The organism is Secundilactobacillus odoratitofui DSM 19909 = JCM 15043, assembly GCF_001434895.1.
GTDB classification, from domain to species: Bacteria; Bacillota; Bacilli; order Lactobacillales; family Lactobacillaceae; genus Secundilactobacillus; species Secundilactobacillus odoratitofui.
In genome coordinates, this window is the sequence record NZ_AZEE01000017.1 from 20,290 (window position 1) to 38,148 (window position 17,859).

A 17,859-nucleotide genomic window follows, 5' to 3' on the forward strand; every position below is an offset into this window, starting at 1 on the left:
GAGGCAATGCTGTTTGCCATATCAAGCCGAACGGTTACCACGCGAAAAAGTGTTGCGTGATCCCGTTCATAATTACATTTACATTGAATACCGATTGATCATGGATTTAATTAATACCCGTGAATTTCAACGCTTACGACGGATCAAACAGCTTGGGACGGCCTCACTGGTTTTCCATGGTGCAGAACATACGCGCTTCACCCACTCACTGGGTGTTTACGAAATCACCAGACAAATTTGTGACAATTTCCAACGAAACTTTCCGACTCACACCCCGGGTGATGGCCTTTGGGATGACAACGAACGCTTAGTTGCCCTGTGTGCCGCACTGTTACACGATATTGGCCATGGCCCGTATAGTCATACGTTTGAACACATTTTCAAAACTGATCATGAAGCCATCACCGTTGCAATTTTGACATCGCCTGACACCGAGGTAAATCAAGTGTTACGCTCGGTCAGCCCCGAATTTCCAGCACAGGTTGCTTCAGTGATTCAAAAAACTTACCCGAATCCTCAAGTTGTTCAGATGATTTCCAGCCAAATTGATGCCGATCGTATGGATTACCTTCTGCGAGACGCCTACCATACCGGTACCAAGTACGGCACCTTCGATCTCACTCGGATTTTACGGGTCATGCGCCCCTATCAAGATGGCATTGCCTTTGAAATCAGCGGCATGCACGCGGTGGAAGACTACATTATGAGTCGTTTTCAAATGTATCAACAAATTTACTTTCATCCAGTGTCTCGTGCTATGGAGGTCATTTTGAGTCATCTGCTGCAACGGGCCAAGGAAGACTATGAATCACCTGAAGCCGTTAACGAAGCAGCTGCACCGTACCTGTTATTTCCGTTCTTCAAACACGAGTTCAACCTTGAAGATTACCTTTTACTTGATGATGGCACACTCACCACTTACTTTGCGCACTGGCGTCAATCAAGTGATCCAATTTTAGCGGACCTTTCCCATCGTTTCTTAGACCGGAAACCGCTTAAGTCGGTTAAATTTGATGAACAGTCAAAGGCCAAGTTACCTGAACTGCGCCAACTCATCGAAAAGGCCGGTTTTAACGCCGAATATTACACTGATACCAATAACAGTTACGACCTGCCATATGACGCTTATGATCCTAAAATGAAAAAGCCACTCACCCAGATTGAATTAATGCAATCGGATGGGCAACTCGTGGAATTATCAACGGTCAGTGCCTTGGTCAGCGCCATCACCGGTAAATTTTCAGGTGATCGTCGTTTCTTCTTCCCAAAGGAAATGTTACAACCACAGTCCGGTAACATCGAACTGTTCGATCCAATTTACGAATCATTTCAACAACACCTACACAACGATTACATTATCTAAAAAGGAGTTTTCACATGGCAATCAAACTTATCGCAATCGACATCGACGGTACCTTAGTTAACGATCAAAAACAACTTACACAGCACACAATTGACACGATTACGAAAGCGCGACAAAAGGGCATCAAAGTTGTGCTATGTACTGGCCGACCACTCACTGGTGTCGCCCAATACCTCAAGCCACTTAACATTAGCGGTGATGACGAATATGTCGTCACTTTTAATGGGAGTTTGGCACAGAGCATCTCTGGCAACGTCATCGTTAGCCACAACATTACGACTGATGATTACATTGAACTAGAAGCACTCGCCCGTCGTGCTAACATTCACTTCCACATGGAAACCCTCGACCACATCTACACCGCCAACCGTGACATCAGTCCCTACACGATTGCTGAGGCCTTTTTGGTTCAAATGCCCGTTCGCTATCGGACCCCTGAAGAAATCACTGACGACCTCACCATTTCAAAGGCAATGTTTGTGGACTTCCCAGAAAAGCTGACGCCATTCATTCAACAATTTCCAGCTGAATTGAAGGATCGTTTCTACGTTGTTCAAAGTGAACCCTACTTCTTTGAAGCAATGAACAAAAAAGCCAGCAAAGGTAACGCCGTTGCTGAGTTAGCTGCCACGCTCGGCTTTAGCGCTGATGAAGTCATGGCCATTGGCGATCAAGGCAATGACTTGACCATGGTTGAATATGCAGGCACCGGTGTTGCGATGGGTAACGGCATTGATGACTTAAAGGCCATCGCTCAATTTGTGACTAAAACGAATGAAGAAGATGGTGTTGCGTATGCCATTGAAAAGTTTGCGTTGTAATATGATTATTTTCGAAAAAAACGTGCTTTGCCAATCAAATCTGGCATAGCACGTTTTTTTGGTTATAGCGTCAGTAAAATGCTTAATAAAATTAAACCAACAGCATTAATTAAGCAAAATCGAGCATAGCGATTCACAATAATTGGACCATTTTTAACGGTTGCAACATCCCGTGCTTTAATTTTTTCCTCAGGGAGTTCCATTTCCAACGGCCCGTTGTTCTTCCGGCGCCGTCTGCGCCAACCAGCAAACAGATGCCCTTTTTCCAAAATAAAAAAGGCAGCGCCGATTAAAAAAGCCAAGCCAACCATGAACCAGACGTTTGCCACCGCAACGACGGAGGTCCAAATCATGGCTACTAAACCAATCACGATGATCAAGCCAAGCGTGTACCAGGCCCAGCGATTTTGTTTCATTATCTTCAAACAACTTCACCCACTCTTATTATCTTGCTATCAAGGATAGTTGATTTTGAAAGCTGACACAAGCTTAATTTACGTGACGTCTGTCGGCTGGACGAGTGACGGTCACAATCAATTAGCGTTTCTAGGCGACTTTCATCGCTCTTGGACGCTAACTTCAGACATATAAAAAGCCGGATCAGCAAACTGCTGACCCGGCTTTTTAATACCACCAGACTGCTATTCATTACCGCGGAAACGGTTATGGAATAGTGGACTAACTGGTTTATTTTCGTGGATTCGCTTAATTGCGTCACCAATGAGTGGCCCAACTGAAATCTGCTTAATCTTGTCAATTTGTTTTTCTGGTGGTAACTGAATGGAATCAGTCACAACCAGTTGTTTGATTGCTGAACCTGAAATTCGTTCAATTGCTGGACCAGAAAGAACTGGATGGGTACAACTTGCGTACACTTCCAAAGCACCGGCATCCATCAAAGCTTGTGCGCCAAGTGTAATGGTCCCAGCGGTATCAATCATGTCATCAATCATGATGGCACGCTTGCCCTTAACGTCACCGATAATGTTCATAATCTCAGCAACATTCGCCTTTGGCCGACGCTTGTCGATAATGGCGATTGGCGCTTTCAAAAATTCAGCAAGAGCGCGGGCACGCGTAACCCCACCATGATCGGGTGAAACAACAACGGCGTTTTCATCAATCCCATGGTTAATGAAGTAGTCAGCCAGCAATGGGGCACCCATCAAATGGTCAACTGGTACGTCGAAGAAACCTTGAATCTGAGCAGCGTGTAAATCTAAAGCAACAACTCGGCTAATGCCAGCTTTTTCCAACATGTTGGCAACTAACTTCGCCGTAATTGGTTCACGAGAACGGGCTTTACGGTCTTGACGTGCATAACCGTAATACGGAATGACCACATTAATCGTCTCAGCACTGGCACGACGCAAAGCATCGACCATAATCAACAATTCCATCAAGTTATCATTGACGGGTGCTGAGGTGGACTGAATCACATAAACGTGGCAACCTCGGATACTTTCTTCAATATTGATCCGAATCTCACCATCACTAAAACGATCGACGGACGTTTTACCAAGTTCAACACCCACTTCGTCAGCAATGCGCTGTGCAAGTGGTTTGTTGGAATTTAACGCAAAGATTTTCAACTTTGGGTCATTATATTTCTCTGACATGGGATCCTCCAATGGCTTATTTCTAGCTTCATTTTACACTAACTCTACGATTGCGTACATTACTTTTCAGGGTCATATGGTAACTTTTTAAAGTAACCGGCCTTATTGGTCTGCCTTGCACGTGCGATGGCCATATCATACTGGTTAACCTCATCCGTGATGGTCGAGCCTGCTGCAATGAAGGAATGGTCTGCAACGCTCAATGGTGCAACTAAGTTGGAGTTGCTACCGATGAAAGCATCATCACCGACAGTTGTATCGTGCTTATGGGCCCCGTCGTAATTCACAAAGACGACCCCACAGCCAACGTTGATTCGCTTGCCTAAGTGGGCGTTACCAACGTAGGTTAAATGGCCAACCTTCGTGCCTTCATCAATGGTTGACTTTTTAACTTCTACAAAATTACCCAAGTGCACATTTTTGCCAATGTGAGAATCTGGTCGTAAATGACTCATTGGGCCAATGTTGCTACCGGTGTCCATTTCAGAATCTTCTAGATATGAAGAAGTAACCGTCACGTGGTCGTGTAAGATGGCATCGTGTAGTTCTGAATGAGCGCCAATGAAACAATCCTCACCGATCACTGTCTTACCCTTCAACAATACACCAGGTTCGATGATCGTGTCGGCACCAATCTTAATGTCCACGTCAATGTAAGTGTCTTCCGGGTTGATCAGTGTGACACCATTACGCATGTGGGCTTCGTTGATGCGTCGTTGCATGACCTTGGTGGCCTTGGAAAGCGCAATTCGATCGTTAACACCCATGGACTCCTCAAAATCATTCATCCGGTAAGCAGCAACGATATCACCCTGTTCCTTCAAAATTTGAATCACATCAGTCAGGTAGTATTCGCCTTGTGCATTATTATTTGAAGTCTGGTGCAGGGCCTTAAATAACGCTTGATTATCAAAAACGTAGACACCCGTGTTGATCTCATCAATTTCTTGTTCTTCTTTGGTGGCATCTTTTTGTTCGACGATTTTTTCAACGATGCCAATATCGTTTCGAACGATCCGACCATAACCAGTCGGATCTGGTGCCTTAGAAGTTAGAATAGTGGCAACTGCTTTTTTGGCTTCATGATACTTAAACAACTTTTCGAAGGTTTCAGCTTGAAATAACGGTGTATCGCCACTCACAACAAGGGTTGTGCCTTCTTGATCCTTTAACAAAGGTTCCGTTTGCAAAACGGCATGGCCCGTCCCAAGTTGTTCCTTTTGTAACACGTACTTGGTCCGATCACCTAAAGTCTCCTCGACTTTTTCAGCGCCATAACCAACAACCGTCACCACTTGATCCATGTCAGTTTTTTCAACTTGGGTCAAAACGTGATCCACCATGGCCCGTCCGCAAACTTGGTGAAGTACTTTGTAGAGCTTTGACTTCATCCGGGTACCCTTACCAGCAGCTAAAATGATCGTGTTTCTTGTACTCATCTAAACAAACTCCTTATTTATTCAATTCATCATATCTCGTCGATTATCTTCTGGTTAGTTACTTCTTTAACAGACTCACACGATCAGGCGTATAAATTTGTTCCACAAAGTTTCCTGGGGTCACATCGACGTGATCATTAGTCGCATGAATTCGAAGTAACGACGTGTAATTTGGTACCACGCGTTCACCTTCAAACGCACCTTCTGCAAACACAGCGACACCGGCAACCGTGGCGTCAAATTCTTTGACGAGTGATTGCATACCACCAAGGGTGCCGCCACCCTTCATGAAATCATCAACGATTAAAACCCGGGCACCAGGTGCCAGACTCCGCTTGGAGAGTGCCATTTTTTCGATTCGACTGCTCGAACCCGAAACATAGTTCACACTAACCGTCGACCCCTCAGTAATCTGAGAATCGTGACGGGCGATGACAAAGGGGACGTTTAAGTACTCCGAGATGCTTTGGGCAATTGGAATCCCCTTGGTAGCCACGGTCATCACAGCATCAACTTCATCGCTGAGGTACTGCGTAGCAATCAAACGCCCAATTTGCCGCAATACGTTTGGCCGCCCCAATAAATCAGACATATACAAATAGCCACCAGGTAAGAACCGATCCGCTTCGGAAAGTGATGCAATCACTTCGTCCACAAACTGGGTTGCCTCACCCTGGGTGACGTACGGGATGAACCGTGCGCCACCAGCAGCGCCGGGAACTGTTTCAAGCATCCCAGTGCCCCGGGCTTTAAATGTTCGTTTTAAAATAGTTAAATCTTCGCTGATTGATGACTTAGCCGATTCATAACGTTCCGAAAAAAAGGTCAACGACACTAATCGATGAGGCCGTTCCAACAGGTACCGGGTCATATCAATTAGCCGGTCGCTTCTTCTGACTTTCACTATGGTTTCCTCCATGTCACATATACATCTTATTTAATATTTTTATTTTAGCATAAATGTTCGGGTTTTAGCCATGAATTCTCTGAATCTCATGATTTTATCACTTGACCATGCCGGTTTAAGTCGATTTACCTCGCTTTTTAATTTTGAGTTATCCGGTTTTGGTATCTAAATCAATCCACCATGTATAAGTCAGAAGCTAAATGAAGTGACGGTGAAAGTCTGACGCGTAAAAGCTTTACGTAGCTCGTGTTCGTATCAAAAAAGCACCTCAGATTTCAATGAAAAATCCAAGGTGCACTCGCTTAAGCTTTTAAACGCTGAAAAATCAACGCACTAAAGTAAAACAACACTTCAATCACCGCAATAAAGAAGCTGACTGGCCAGTTAGTCACGTAACTCAAGTATAACCCGATCCACACCCCTAACAGTGAAAACGTCACAGCAACTCCGATCATCATCCCAACCGTGTGGGCATAGTACTTCGCCGCAGCGGCCGGCAACGTGAGTAGAATAAAAATCAGCAATGATCCCACAATTTGGGCTGCAACACTAACTGAAAAAGCCAGTAGAACTAGAAAAATTACCGATAACGTTCTGGTCCATAAACCTTCGACCCTTGCACCAATTGCATCAAAGGAATCGAACTTTAAAAACCGATAAATGAACGCCGTCACAATTAATACTACAGCTGACAAAGCGACCATTTGAATCACGTTTTGCCGGCTGATACCAATCACGCTTCCGAATAAAATACCGGTCGCATAACTGGCATTACTATCGGCCAGTGAAAGAAAGAGGATGCCTAAGCCAATCGCCAAAGCTGAAATCGCCGTAATCGAATTTTCTCGTCGTGAAGACTTGGCCCCAAGCTCGCCGACGCCAATGGAACTAATGGTGGTAAAAAGTAACATGCCATTTAATGGCTGCCAACCCATAAAGATGCCGAACGCCGCACCCGCAAAGCCAATTTCGGATAACGTATGGGTTAAAAATGACATATTACGGGCAATCACAAACACCCCCATGATTCCGGAAATGATGGCAATCAAGGTCCCAGCCATATAGGCATTTTGCATAAAGGGATAACTAAGCATGATCCATGTCACCTACTTTCTCATTGGTTAACGCTGCAATCGGACCGGCTTCATAATGGCCAGCACTCAAAAACAGATAATCATCCGCATAACGCCTTGCCAAGGGAATATCATGGGTCACAAAAATAACCGTCAATTGCTGTTCCTGGTTGATTTGCTTAACCAAATCCAGTAACTCCGTTTTAGCAATTGGGTCCAGGCTGGCGGTTGATTCGTCCAGAATGAGCAAATTCGGTTGGTCCAATAGGGCCTGTGCCAAGTAGGCTTTCTGTTTTTCACCACCAGAGGCCTGCCCTAATGGCCGATGCCTCATTTGAATCAACTTAGTTTCAGCTAAAATGTCACTCACGCGTTTGCGTTCAGCACGATTTAACCACGGCAACCCCACCCGAGCAAAGTTTAGCCCAACAAAATCTTGAATACTGAGTGGGTACTCCGAATCAATATTTCGAAATTGGGGCACGTAGCCCACTTTAACTGCTTGACGATTCGGTAAAAAGCTCAGTGTCCCACCAGTTGGTTTTAATTCCTGCAAAATAAGTCGCATTAAGGTTGTTTTCCCCACACCGTTTTCACCAACGATGCTTAAAAAATCTCCCTTTTTTAAATCATAATTTAAATTTGTAAACACTTGCTTATCTGAATAAGCAAATGCCAATTGATTCAATTTTAGAATTGATTCAGTCATACTACACTCCCATCAATTAGACCATGACGCTCATGGTGATTATAAACCCCAAAATAAAACGAAAATCCAGTAGGCCGTTACCGACCACTCGGACTTTCGACTTAAGAACCTGATTTAAATGAAGTCATCATTCGTGTAAATAGTAATAATTACTATTTCATTCTAATTGATTATGCGCTAATGTCAATCCCTTTTCATAGATACTGCGTTAAAAACTGACTCAAAACTTCACGATAACGCTTAGGGTCGTGGGCGTATGCCTCGATGTGTTGCGTATCAGGTACAATGTACGCCTGCTTTGGGCCCTTGATTGCTTCAAATAAGGCACGAGCATGACCAACCGGAACAACCTGATCTTTTTCGCCGTGAATAATCAGGATTGGTACCATCGCGCGTTTTAATTGGTCCGTGACCCGTTCTTGGCTTAACCGAGAACCGGTACGCCACTTTGCCAACCAGTCCGCGATTGGAACGATTGGATTGGCGGGTAAATGATAGTCCCGCCGCAATGTAGTTTTGGCCATTTGATAAATAGAAGCAAAGCCTGAATCGGCTACCACGGCTTTAACGTTGCTTGGCAGCGTTTCACCAGCCGTCGCAAGTACAGTGGCCGCCCCCATGCTAAAGCCCATCAGCACGATTTCAGTCTGGTCACCCAATTGTGAAATCACCAAGTTGATCCAGCCAAGGTAATCCACGCGATCTGGCCACCCGAATCCGATTCGATGGCCGTCACTTTGACCTTGCGCACGCGCATCCGGCATCAACACATTGTATCCCTGCTCGTGAAACAAGCGCGCGTACGGAATCATCTGTTCACGCGCATGGTTGATGCCATGGGCTAAAATGATAACTTTTTGACTGGTTTGCTCAGCCGGAATATAACTCGCTCGCAAAACCAAGCCATCGTCAGTTGCTTGGTGCCATTCTTGAATCGGCTGTTTGAGATACCAAACGTTATCGGCTGCCGTATTTTCGGCGACTGCTTTTTGATGACCACGGTCTTTTTCTTGATTACTGACGTGCGTCAGGCCATGATAGGCCGTAATGCTTGCCGCTAAGGTTGCCGTAACACCGGCTACAGCAGTTATGGCCGCAACTTTGATCCACTTCGACATTAATTTGACCTCCTGTTTTTACAACGATCGCACTAAGTAGGCTTCCGAACAAAAACCGCGAATACTATTAAAGACGCGCTGAGCACGCGACTGTTTGTTGAAGATTGCAAAAACAGTGGGTCCGGTACCGCTCATAATGGCTGTTTGAGCACCATACACCTGCATTCTTGCTTTAATCTGTTCAATCTCAGGGTAACGGTTGACCGAAATTGGTTCCAATGCATTACCCATATTGGCAACTAATTGCTGATAATCACCCTGTTCAATGGCTGATAAAATCGCCCCGATGGCCGGATGAGCCAGAGAATCATAGTCAATTTGACGTAAAATACTGGGGGTGGAGACGCTCACGTTGGGCTTAGCCAACACAACCCAGACTGGTGTCAAAGGTGGATTCAGTACATGCACGTTTTCACCAAGCCCGGTCACGTGCGCAGTTTTGCTAAAAATACAGTATGGCACGTCCGAATCCACGTTCAAACTCAGCTTTGCCAACTCAGCCAAGGGTAGCTGAAGTCCCCACAGTTCATTTAATGCCCGCATCACCGCGGCCGCATCCGATGAGCCACCACCTAAGCCAGCAGCTACAGGGATGTTTTTTTGGATATTAATAACCGCCCCTTGCTTCACGTGGAAGGTCCGTTGCAGAAGTGATGCCGCTTGAAACGCTAGGTTTCGCTGATCATTCGGTAAAAAGCCAGAGTTAGAAGACACCACGATTTGCGGTGTGCCAGTCGCTTGAACTTCAACATAGTCCGCTAAATCAACTGAGGTCATGACCATGTTCCACTCGGGCATCCCGTCCGAATGCCTGTAGGTCGTATCAAGCCCGAGGTTAATTTTCGCCGCTGCTTTTTCCACTACTTTCAAATTTTGTTCACCTACACTTCAGTTATAAGTCTTGTCTATCGCTGTAGCTCCTTTTGGATATTAGTAATTACTGATATTATACTCGATTTAGGACGGAAAAGAATAGTGTTAAAAAGCTGGTCAATCAAACTACTAAGATAACTGACAGCCAACTCATTAATTAACCATAGTTAGTGAATGAGTCATTAAGCGCCTGACTTTCAAAAATGGACCGGCCAAACACTGCGTCAATATCAGGCAAGTCACAGATAATCCCTAATTAAACACAAAAAAAGAAGGCCCATTCCAATCGGAATTACCTTCTTTTTTAGTTAAAACTATTGCAGATCACAACGAATGCTTATTCGTCATCCTCAGCATCACCAAAGTTAACTTGGATGTTTTGTGTCAAAATATCCGTATAACTGTATGATACCCGTTCAAATGAGTTTTCGTCTTGATCTAAATCCACAACGAACACAGCCGGATATGTCTCCTTCAAAATTCCGTGCCGTTCCGTTGTTTTTTTGCGCCCTGCCTGGGCGACTACCATAAGTTCCTGGCCAATATGACTCTGAAGCCGGTCCTTAATCGTTGCTAAACTTGTTGGCATGACCTCACCCCTTGTGAAACATTCTACCATCGTTTCACAAAAATGTCAAATTATACCACAACTCCTAAATGACAACAAGTATTTTGTTAGAAAATTTTCGATTGTAAGCCTAGTCTCATGCGCTTTTCATCGAAAAAAGTCATAAACACACTGTTCAAAAAAGGCGTGTAAACACCCCTATGATACCCGGATTAGCTTGCACGTCTTAAAAATATTTTTTTATAATAATCCTTCTTCATGTAACGCGTTCACAAGTTCAATAAATTGGGGTATCGTTAGTTTTTCTGACCGGATGGATGGCGAGATTCGGACTCGCTCTAAAACGTTCGTTAAGCGGGTCTTCACGTCACTGTCCTTACCGAACATGGCTAACAGATTGTTCCAAAAACTCTTTCGACGGTGTAGGAAACTACCCTTTACAAATTTCGTAAACGCTTTTTCATCAAATGGCGCCGGATTGAATGGTTCTCGCTTGGTCATGGTCACGATGGCCGAATCCACGTTAGGCTGAGGAATAAAGGCAGTCCGCGGTACCGTGAAGGACACCTTTGCCTCAGTTTGGTACTGCACCGCAATTGATAATGAGCCATATGCTTTGGTCCCAGGTACAGCAACTAACCGGTCAGCAACCTCTTTTTGCATCATCACGGTAATCGCATCAAAATGTAGACCGCTTTGTAAGACGTTCATTAAGATGGGCGTCGTGATGTAGTACGGTAAGTTAGCCACCAATTTTAACGGACGGTCAGGTTCAAAATGTTCCGCAATCAGCTGTGGTAAATTGGCTTGCAAAATATCTTGGTTAATGACCGTAATATTGTCATACTGGGCTAAAGTTTCACCCAAAATTGGTACCAATTGGTCATCAATTTCAAAAGCCAACACTTGGTGGGCGTTTTGAGCTAAAAACTCTGTCAAAGCACCAATGCCGGGGCCAATTTCAATCACGTTATCTTTTGGCGAAAGGTCGGCGGCTTGAACAATGTGTTCCAAAATATTGATATCGGTTAAAAAGTTTTGACCCAAGCTCTTTTTGATATTTAAACCATACCGATTAATGATTGCCTGGGTACGCGCCGGACTCGCAATCAAAGGTGTTTTACTCATACATTGCCCTCCTCTTCATCAATGGCATCAATGGCCTGCCAAAAAACTGCTTGACTGATCTGAAACATCTGAAGCCGCTTTTTAAGTTGCTTACCATTGACGTAACCAATTCGCAAATACTCGCCAAGTGCTTCCCTTCTGCCCTTAGCTTCAGGGCCACCAATCAACCGTGCCTTAATGAGGTCAGCTTGACTAATAGTCTCAGTCGTCGCGTCTGTTTCCGTATACACGTGTGCTAACGCTTCTTGGATGGCAGCGGCACTGGCATGTTCAACGCCGAGTGATCCACCAGCCTTGGTGGGCACACCAGCGGCTTTGGGTAGAAAAGCGTGCTTGGCGTTAGGCACAACTTCAGAAACAATTTTACGAATTTTTTCACCCGAAAAGTCAGGGTCCGTAAAAATAATAATGCCGCGTTTTTTGGCAACTTCTTCGATTAGGGCCAACGTTTCCTCTGGAACCGCCGAACCACGAGTTTCAATCGTATCAGCGTTAATCGCCTTAGCAATTTGTTTCGTATCGTCTTTACCTTCGACGACAATCACTTCTTTAATGGTTTTCAAGCTAGGACTCCTTAATTTTGAAGAATCGGTGCGCGTTATGCCAGGTTGCTTCGGCAATCGCTTCTGGGGTTGTATCACGTTCTTTGGCAATCGCTTCAACAGTATAACGCGTGTAGCCAGGTTCGTTTTGTTCGCCACGGTGTGGTTCAGGCGTCAAGTAGGGGGCATCGGTTTCAACCATCATTCGATCGAGTGGTGTTGCCCGTACCGAATCGTGGACTTCATGCGCATTTTTAAAGCTCGCAACCCCAGAATATGAAATCATCATACCTAAGTCAAGGAACTTTTCAAGCCAGGTTGGATCACCATTGAAGCTGTGCATGACGCCACCAGTTTCTTGAATCCCAACTGATTTAATAATGTTATAAGTATCTTCAAAGGCATCGCGGTTATGAACCACAATCGGTAAACCATGATCCTTAGCAATTTCAATTTGGCGTTTAAATACACGTCGTTGAACATCCTGTGGTGAGCTATCCCAATGGTAATCAAGGCCAATTTCACCAAGCGCAACGACCCGTTCTTCTTCAAGTTGTTGTTCCAGTACTTTTTCGGTGGCCGCATCGTAGAATTTAGAATCCTCTGGGTGCCAACCGACTGCTGCATACAATTGCGGATATTTGTGCGCCAGATTAATGGCTTGCGCGTTTAGTTCGGTGTTCGAGCCGACAATCGTCATCTTATCGACATTCAAATCGGCAGCTTGCTGCAAAAAGCGTGGTACTTCATTAATAAACTCAGGACTGTTTAAATGAGTATGTGAATCAAAAATTTGCATGTTGGTCCCTCCTACATCTAAGAAAAAGTCCGAAATTTCAATAATCTGAAAATTCGGACTTTTGTTGTGTGTTTAGCGTCAATTAATGATCGAATATAATCATTTTGCACGGCAACTAGTCACACAAACCTGCATCATTATTCGACTGTTGAACCATTTTCGATACTGTCAGAAACAGTAATCAAGGTTACGTTACCCTGACTATCCTCAGAAGAAAGTAACATGCCTTGGCTGACTTGTCCACGCATCTTCCGTGGTTTCAAGTTCGCCACGATAATGACCTTTTTACCAATCAAATCCTTAGGTTCTGGGTAGTACTCAGCAATCCCCGAAAGAATCTGGCGGTGATCAGAATCACCAGCGTCCAAACGGAATTGCAGGAGCTTATCAGCACCCTGAACGCGTTGAACATCAATGATTTCAGCCACTTTTAATTCAATCTTTTCGAAAGCTTCAAAGCGAACTTCCTTCTTAGTTGTAGTCAGTTCGGTTTCTTCTGGGTTCCAAACGCCAGCGTTATCGGCAGCCTCCTGCTTCGCAGCAGCCATGGCAGCGCGACCCTTCTTCTTATCAGACTTAGTCATCTGATTGGCGATAAAGGCCACTTCTTCCTCCGCGTCACGCCGTGGGAAAATTGGTGTCCCCTTAGCAACAACGTGGCTGTTTTGAGGTAAATCGGCAATCGACAGGTTCTTCAAGTTAATTTGATCATCAAACTCAAGGCCGAGTTGCACCAAAATTTCTTTTGGTGCATGCGTCATAACGGGACTAAGCAAGTAAGCAATTACCCGTAAACTAGCTGCCAAATGAGCCATAACAGCTGCCAACTTAGCCTTACTATCCGCATCATCACTCTTAGCCAGTACCCAAGGTTCAGTTTCATCGATGTACTTATTAGTTCGAGCAATCAACTTCCATACCTCAGCTAAGGCATCTGACATATGCAATTCATCCATCAACCGATGGTAATTTGCCATGGTTTCAACGGAAGTCGCTTCTAGTGAGGCATCAAAATCAGTCACACCGGCTTCAAACGTTGGAATGACACCATCTTCATACTTATTGATCATGGCAACGGTCCGGTTAAGCAAGTTACCAAGGTCATTGGCCAAATCGTAATTCAAACGATCCACGAAATCTTCCGGTGTAAAGGTCCCGTCGTTACCATAAGGCATCGCACGAATTAGATAGTATCGAACAGAATCTAGACCGTAACGATCAACCAAAGTTTCAGGGTAAATAACGTTTCCCTTTGATTTCGACATCTTACCGTCTTTCATCAAGAGCCAGTTATGACCAAAGACCGTCTTAGGAAGTGGTAAACCAAGCGCATGCAAAATAATTGGCCAGTAAATAGTGTGGAACCGAACGATTTCCTTACCAACCATGTGGACATCGGCTGGCCAGAATTTCTTAAATAAACTGTCATCATCAGTATCATAACCAAGCGCCGTAATGTAATTAGTTAAAGCGTCAAGCCAAACATACACCACGTGCTTTGGATCAGACTTAACTGGTACGCCCCAGCTAAAGGTCGTTCGAGAAACCGCTAAGTCTTCCAAACCTGGTTTAATAAAGTTATTGATCATCTCGTTCATCCGCGTGGCTGGTTGAATGAAATCAGGGTGGCTGTGATAGTAATCAAGTAACCAATCGGCGTACTTGCCCATCTTAAAGAAGTAAGATTCTTCCTTCACCAACTCAACTTCGTGGCCACTTGGTGCTTTACCACCGGTAACCTTGCCGTTTTCATCACGATACACTTCAGCTAATTGGGTCTCGGTGAAATATTCTTCGTCGTCAACAGAATACCAGCCCTCATATTCACCCAGGTAAATATCACCTTGGTCTTGAAGCTGCTGGAACATCTTTTGAACAGCTGCTTCATGGTAGTCGTCCGTTGTTCGGATAAACTTGTCGTTTGAAATTTCAAGTTTCTTCCAGAGTTGCTTGATGCCCGCTGCCATTTCATCGACGTAGCTCTTTGGATCAGTCCCAAGTTTTTCAGCTTTTTCTTCGATCTTTAAGCCGTGTTCATCGGTTCCCGTTAGGAAAAACACGTCATAGCCAGTTTCACGCTTGTAACGGGCTAACGCATCACAAGCAATTGTAGTATAAGAATTACCGATGTGTAATTTACCAGAAGGGTAATAAATCGGCGTGGTTATGTAGTACGTAGGTTTCGTTTCTGCCATGTTGTCAACAGACCCCTTTCAAATCATTTCATTGGTTTAATTTATTTAAATTTTAATGAACAAAGTCTTGAATAGTATAGCATAAATCCCGCCACCGCGGAACCTACGCCTAAAACAAACTCATTTGCTGTGGCCCCAAACCGGTCCAGTTTAAATTTAGCTGATCGCGCAATGACAGCGCATTGGGGGCGGCGTCCTTACCAGAGTTGTTGTTGAAAATGACGCAGACTTCTTTAGCCTGATGGGTCAGTGCTTCAACATGATCGGCAAAAAAGGTCAACTCCGTTTCATTGTAGCGGTATAACGTACGCACCCCGCGCCAATTTGCACCGCGTTCAAACCAACCCTTTTCGTTACGACCATGGAGTCGTAGGAGCGCCAATGACGGCTCGGCAACCTTGGGGACAAATGGCACACCATCATTTAAGCGATGTGGTTCGTCCACGATTACGTGAGTCATTTCAAGCTGCTTCAGATACCCCATCAAGTCATCTACGAGCGCTGGGTCATACCAACTGGGGTTTCGGAACTCAACTGCAATTGGCAAATCGCCCAACTGTTGACGAATTTCAAATAACCACTGTAAGTTCTCAGTGTTCCGTTGAAAAAAAGGTGGAAACTGAAACAAAATACTTTTGAGCTGCTGCCGTTTTACCAGCGGTTTAATTGCGATTTTGTAATCATGAAAGGCTTGACTTCGCGCTTCATCAGCGGCCGGTTTTTGACCGAGATCATGCTTCGTCATCAGTTGGTTGGCCTTCAAAATAAACTGAAATTGTTCTGGCACCTGCTGTTGCCAATTCACGATTGTTGATGAACGCGGAATGCCATAGAACGGCGTGTCAACTTCAACTACGGGTAACACCGCACTATATTCTTGCAAGGTCACATCTCGATCAGCGTCTTGAATCAACGCTGGGTGTTCTTTCCAGGTCGTTAAACCAATTGTAATCATGTTGCTCACCTCACTTATACCGTTTAAATCGACGTACCAACTCAACGGTTTGATCAGCTAACCGCCCATCAAGTTGTGCAATCAAATGTTGGCCGGCCAGCCGATCGTTACGTCGAATTGCGGTAAAGCTTAAATCGATGATGGCCAGAAAAATGACGATAATAATCCCATTTTTTTGACTAAAGTATCGTCCAAGCAGACTCACATCAGGGCCGCCAGCCATCAGTAATTTAACAAACGTATATATCATGAAGAAATCCGCTGTCACCTGCAGGCCAATCATGAGTTTCATATGACGGAGTAGCCGGCCGAGCTGAACTGCAATTTCATTTTCCGACATCCTGCCACCTCCGAATTAATTTTTACTTTGTAAATAATGGTCAACCCGGTGATCTGGAATAATCCAAGGAATCAAGTTGGCAAAAGAAAAGATGGCGACAAACGGTGGCCAGATAAAGCCCAGTAAAATACCGATCAGTGTGAAGCCCATTGAAAACCAAGACTTGTAATTTCGCTGACCAAAGAACGTCGTTAACGCTGAATCGGCAGGATGCACCGCAAGTAACGTCTTAATCAAAACGTAGAAACTCGTATTCACTAAGAAGAAAATTAACCCCATTGTCGCTTCAGGTGCAAAACTGTCAATGTGGGTCCCGGCCCAAGCAGTCGCAATTGGCATCAAACTGATGGTCAATAAGAAAAAGTTATTCGCCCAAAGAACTTTGCCACTCACCTGCTCCGTAATCTGAAATAAGTGGTGGTGATTGTTCCAGTATACGGCAATTGTTAAAAAGCTCAATAAGTAAAGGATCAGCTTATACCGAAGTGGCCATAGCGCCGCAAAAGTTGCCCCATCTGGCTCGGGGATCTCCAATACCAAAATTGTGACGATAATCGCCATTACACCGTCCGTAAAGGCTTCTAAACGATCTTTCCCCATGTGTCTCCTCCTTGTATGTAGCGTGTCACATCAGCAATCAATGACTGACGTGACACCAATTAACTAATCGTATGTGGGTTGTATCATAACAAACCGCCGTTAGACCTGCAATGCTTCAAAAAAACTAGCCGCATCTTGCTGAATCATCTGATAGTCAAACGGAAATGAGAGTGCCTCATTATTGATGACGATCACCGGTGCCATCGGATTGCGGTAGTCTAACAGACCAGCAAATGGATACACTCGCATTGACGTACCAACAATGACGATTAAGTCGGCGTTGCTCATGGCGTTTACCGCATTGGCAATGTTTTCTTCATTGAGGCCTTCTTCATAAAGCACCACATCCGGGCGTAATTGGCCGCCACAATTTGCATGGACGGGGCTTTTCAAGTAGGTCTGCCAGTCAACATCTTGATGACATTTTTGACAGTAAACATGATACAAGTTGCCATGAAATTCAACTAAGTGTTTGGCGTTAGCTTGGTGGTACAAATTATCAATGTTTTGGGTAATAATCGTCGCACGGTCCTGCTGCGTCAAGGCCGCTTGCTTTTCGTGAATCACGTTCGGCTTGGCCTCAGGTTTATAGAGGTTTTGTTTGACGTAATCATAAAAAACACTCGGTTCCTTCGTTAAACAGGTGTGACTCAAATAATATTCGGCGTTTCGATGGCCGGTATATAAGCCGTTGTTTGACCGATAATCCGGAATACCAGAGGGTGTCGAGACGCCCGCACCCGTCAAAAATACGATGCGCTTTGATTGCTCAAACGCGCGTTGAATCGTCGCTTCCATTCCAACATCTCC

General features: G+C 44.7%; 19 protein-coding genes. 2 read left to right on the top strand and 17 right to left on the bottom strand.

All coding sequences use genetic code 11. The features are described 5' to 3' along the window. The first annotated feature begins 13 nt into the window (after positions 1-13). Together FD04_RS02065 and yidA are read left to right on the top strand one after the other, a co-directional pair. A complete protein-coding gene (locus tag FD04_RS02065; RefSeq protein WP_056946582.1) occupies positions 14-1,363 on the top strand; it encodes an HD domain-containing protein in 1,350 nt (449 codons plus the stop codon). Between the two features lie 14 nt (positions 1,364-1,377). Next, positions 1,378-2,184, top strand: a complete 807-nt coding sequence (yidA, locus tag FD04_RS02070) for a sugar-phosphatase (protein WP_056946584.1) — start codon at positions 1,378-1,380, stop codon at positions 2,182-2,184. Between the two features lie 62 nt (positions 2,185-2,246). On the opposite strand, the gene FD04_RS02075 is transcribed toward yidA, so the two are convergent. From FD04_RS02075 to FD04_RS02155, 17 genes are all read right to left on the bottom strand, one after another. After that, positions 2,247-2,600 carry a DUF3899 domain-containing protein gene (locus FD04_RS02075; RefSeq protein WP_056946586.1) on the bottom strand — a complete coding sequence of 118 codons (354 nt, stop codon included), beginning with the start codon at positions 2,598-2,600 and terminating at the stop codon, positions 2,247-2,249. A gap of 225 nt (positions 2,601-2,825) precedes the next feature. Next, positions 2,826-3,803, bottom strand: a complete 978-nt coding sequence (locus FD04_RS02080; RefSeq protein WP_054702539.1) for a ribose-phosphate diphosphokinase — start codon at positions 3,801-3,803, stop codon at positions 2,826-2,828. A gap of 59 nt (positions 3,804-3,862) precedes the next feature. Next, complete coding sequence (gene glmU, locus FD04_RS02085) at positions 3,863-5,242, bottom strand: bifunctional UDP-N-acetylglucosamine diphosphorylase/glucosamine-1-phosphate N-acetyltransferase GlmU (protein ID WP_056946588.1); 1,380 nt, start codon at positions 5,240-5,242, stop codon at positions 3,863-3,865. 58 nt (positions 5,243-5,300) lie between these two features. Continuing rightward, complete coding sequence (purR, locus tag FD04_RS02090; RefSeq protein ID WP_056946589.1) at positions 5,301-6,146, bottom strand: pur operon repressor; 846 nt, start codon at positions 6,144-6,146, stop codon at positions 5,301-5,303. Positions 6,147-6,451: 305 nt separating this feature from the next. After that, positions 6,452-7,243, bottom strand: coding sequence for a metal ABC transporter permease (locus FD04_RS02095; protein ID WP_056946592.1), 792 nt, complete (start codon positions 7,241-7,243; stop codon positions 6,452-6,454). Further along, positions 7,236-7,931 (bottom strand): metal ABC transporter ATP-binding protein, encoded by a 696-nt coding sequence (locus tag FD04_RS02100; protein WP_056946594.1) that lies wholly within the window; start codon positions 7,929-7,931, stop codon positions 7,236-7,238. Before FD04_RS02100 ends, FD04_RS02095 begins: the two co-directional genes overlap by 8 nt. A gap of 194 nt (positions 7,932-8,125) precedes the next feature. Continuing rightward, positions 8,126-9,049: an alpha/beta hydrolase gene (locus tag FD04_RS02105; RefSeq protein WP_056946596.1), complete on the bottom strand. Its 924-nt coding sequence runs from the start codon at positions 9,047-9,049 to the stop codon at positions 8,126-8,128. Between the two features lie 18 nt (positions 9,050-9,067). Further along, positions 9,068-9,919: a 4-(cytidine 5'-diphospho)-2-C-methyl-D-erythritol kinase gene (gene ispE / locus FD04_RS02110; protein ID WP_054702529.1), complete on the bottom strand. Its 852-nt coding sequence runs from the start codon at positions 9,917-9,919 to the stop codon at positions 9,068-9,070. A 340-nt stretch (positions 9,920-10,259) separates the two neighbouring features. Next, positions 10,260-10,511, bottom strand: coding sequence for a Veg family protein (locus tag FD04_RS02115; RefSeq protein ID WP_056946598.1), 252 nt, complete (start codon positions 10,509-10,511; stop codon positions 10,260-10,262). Between the two features lie 219 nt (positions 10,512-10,730). Beyond that, positions 10,731-11,618 (bottom strand): 16S rRNA (adenine(1518)-N(6)/adenine(1519)-N(6))-dimethyltransferase RsmA, encoded by an 888-nt coding sequence (rsmA, locus tag FD04_RS02120; protein WP_056946600.1) that lies wholly within the window; start codon positions 11,616-11,618, stop codon positions 10,731-10,733. Then, positions 11,615-12,181 (bottom strand): ribonuclease M5, encoded by a 567-nt coding sequence (rnmV, locus tag FD04_RS02125; RefSeq protein ID WP_056946603.1) that lies wholly within the window; start codon positions 12,179-12,181, stop codon positions 11,615-11,617. The genes rsmA and rnmV overlap by 4 nt, the downstream gene beginning before the upstream one ends. A gap of 1 nt (position 12,182) precedes the next feature. Continuing rightward, complete coding sequence (locus tag FD04_RS02130; RefSeq protein WP_056946604.1) at positions 12,183-12,959, bottom strand: TatD family hydrolase; 777 nt, start codon at positions 12,957-12,959, stop codon at positions 12,183-12,185. A gap of 137 nt (positions 12,960-13,096) precedes the next feature. Then, entirely contained in the window at positions 13,097-15,154 is a 2,058-nt protein-coding gene (gene metG, locus FD04_RS02135) for a methionine--tRNA ligase (protein ID WP_056946606.1), read from the bottom strand. Positions 15,155-15,263: 109 nt separating this feature from the next. Beyond that, positions 15,264-16,109 carry a DUF72 domain-containing protein gene (locus FD04_RS02140; protein ID WP_056946608.1) on the bottom strand — a complete coding sequence of 282 codons (846 nt, stop codon included), beginning with the start codon at positions 16,107-16,109 and terminating at the stop codon, positions 15,264-15,266. Between the two features lie 10 nt (positions 16,110-16,119). Further along, positions 16,120-16,449 (bottom strand): hypothetical protein, encoded by a 330-nt coding sequence (locus tag FD04_RS02145; protein ID WP_056946610.1) that lies wholly within the window; start codon positions 16,447-16,449, stop codon positions 16,120-16,122. Between the two features lie 15 nt (positions 16,450-16,464). Further along, on the bottom strand, positions 16,465-17,049 hold the full coding sequence (locus FD04_RS02150) for a TMEM175 family protein (protein WP_054702523.1): 585 nt from the start codon (positions 17,047-17,049) through the stop codon (positions 16,465-16,467). A 99-nt stretch (positions 17,050-17,148) separates the two neighbouring features. Then, complete coding sequence (locus FD04_RS02155; protein ID WP_056946612.1) at positions 17,149-17,847, bottom strand: NAD-dependent protein deacylase; 699 nt, start codon at positions 17,845-17,847, stop codon at positions 17,149-17,151. Positions 17,848-17,859: the final 12 nt, after the last annotated feature.

Bases quoted from the DNA above. Each gene is read 5' to 3' on its own strand.
- FD04_RS02115 (WP_056946598.1), bottom strand. From the start codon at position 10,511: ATGCCAACAAGTTTAGCAACGATTAAGGACCGGCTTCAGAGTCATATT.
- FD04_RS02075 (WP_056946586.1), bottom strand. From the start codon at position 2,600: ATGAAACAAAATCGCTGGGCCTGGTACACGCTTGGCTTGATCATCGTG.
- FD04_RS02080 (WP_054702539.1), bottom strand. From the start codon at position 3,803: ATGTCAGAGAAATATAATGACCCAAAGTTGAAAATCTTTGCGTTAAAT.
- FD04_RS02095 (WP_056946592.1), bottom strand. From the start codon at position 7,243: ATGCTTAGTTATCCCTTTATGCAAAATGCCTATATGGCTGGGACCTTG.
- rsmA (WP_056946600.1), bottom strand. From the start codon at position 11,618: ATGAGTAAAACACCTTTGATTGCGAGTCCGGCGCGTACCCAGGCAATC.
- FD04_RS02130 (WP_056946604.1), bottom strand. From the start codon at position 12,959: ATGCAAATTTTTGATTCACATACTCATTTAAACAGTCCTGAGTTTATT.
- FD04_RS02100 (WP_056946594.1), bottom strand. From the start codon at position 7,931: ATGACTGAATCAATTCTAAAATTGAATCAATTGGCATTTGCTTATTCA.
- FD04_RS02105 (WP_056946596.1), bottom strand. From the start codon at position 9,049: ATGTCGAAGTGGATCAAAGTTGCGGCCATAACTGCTGTAGCCGGTGTT.
- yidA (WP_056946584.1), top strand. From the start codon at position 1,378: ATGGCAATCAAACTTATCGCAATCGACATCGACGGTACCTTAGTTAAC.
- FD04_RS02150 (WP_054702523.1), bottom strand. From the start codon at position 17,049: ATGGGGAAAGATCGTTTAGAAGCCTTTACGGACGGTGTAATGGCGATT.
- FD04_RS02140 (WP_056946608.1), bottom strand. From the start codon at position 16,109: ATGATTACAATTGGTTTAACGACCTGGAAAGAACACCCAGCGTTGATT.
- FD04_RS02155 (WP_056946612.1), bottom strand. From the start codon at position 17,847: ATGGAAGCGACGATTCAACGCGCGTTTGAGCAATCAAAGCGCATCGTA.
- metG (WP_056946606.1), bottom strand. From the start codon at position 15,154: ATGGCAGAAACGAAACCTACGTACTACATAACCACGCCGATTTATTAC.
- glmU (WP_056946588.1), bottom strand. From the start codon at position 5,242: ATGAGTACAAGAAACACGATCATTTTAGCTGCTGGTAAGGGTACCCGG.
- FD04_RS02145 (WP_056946610.1), bottom strand. From the start codon at position 16,449: ATGTCGGAAAATGAAATTGCAGTTCAGCTCGGCCGGCTACTCCGTCAT.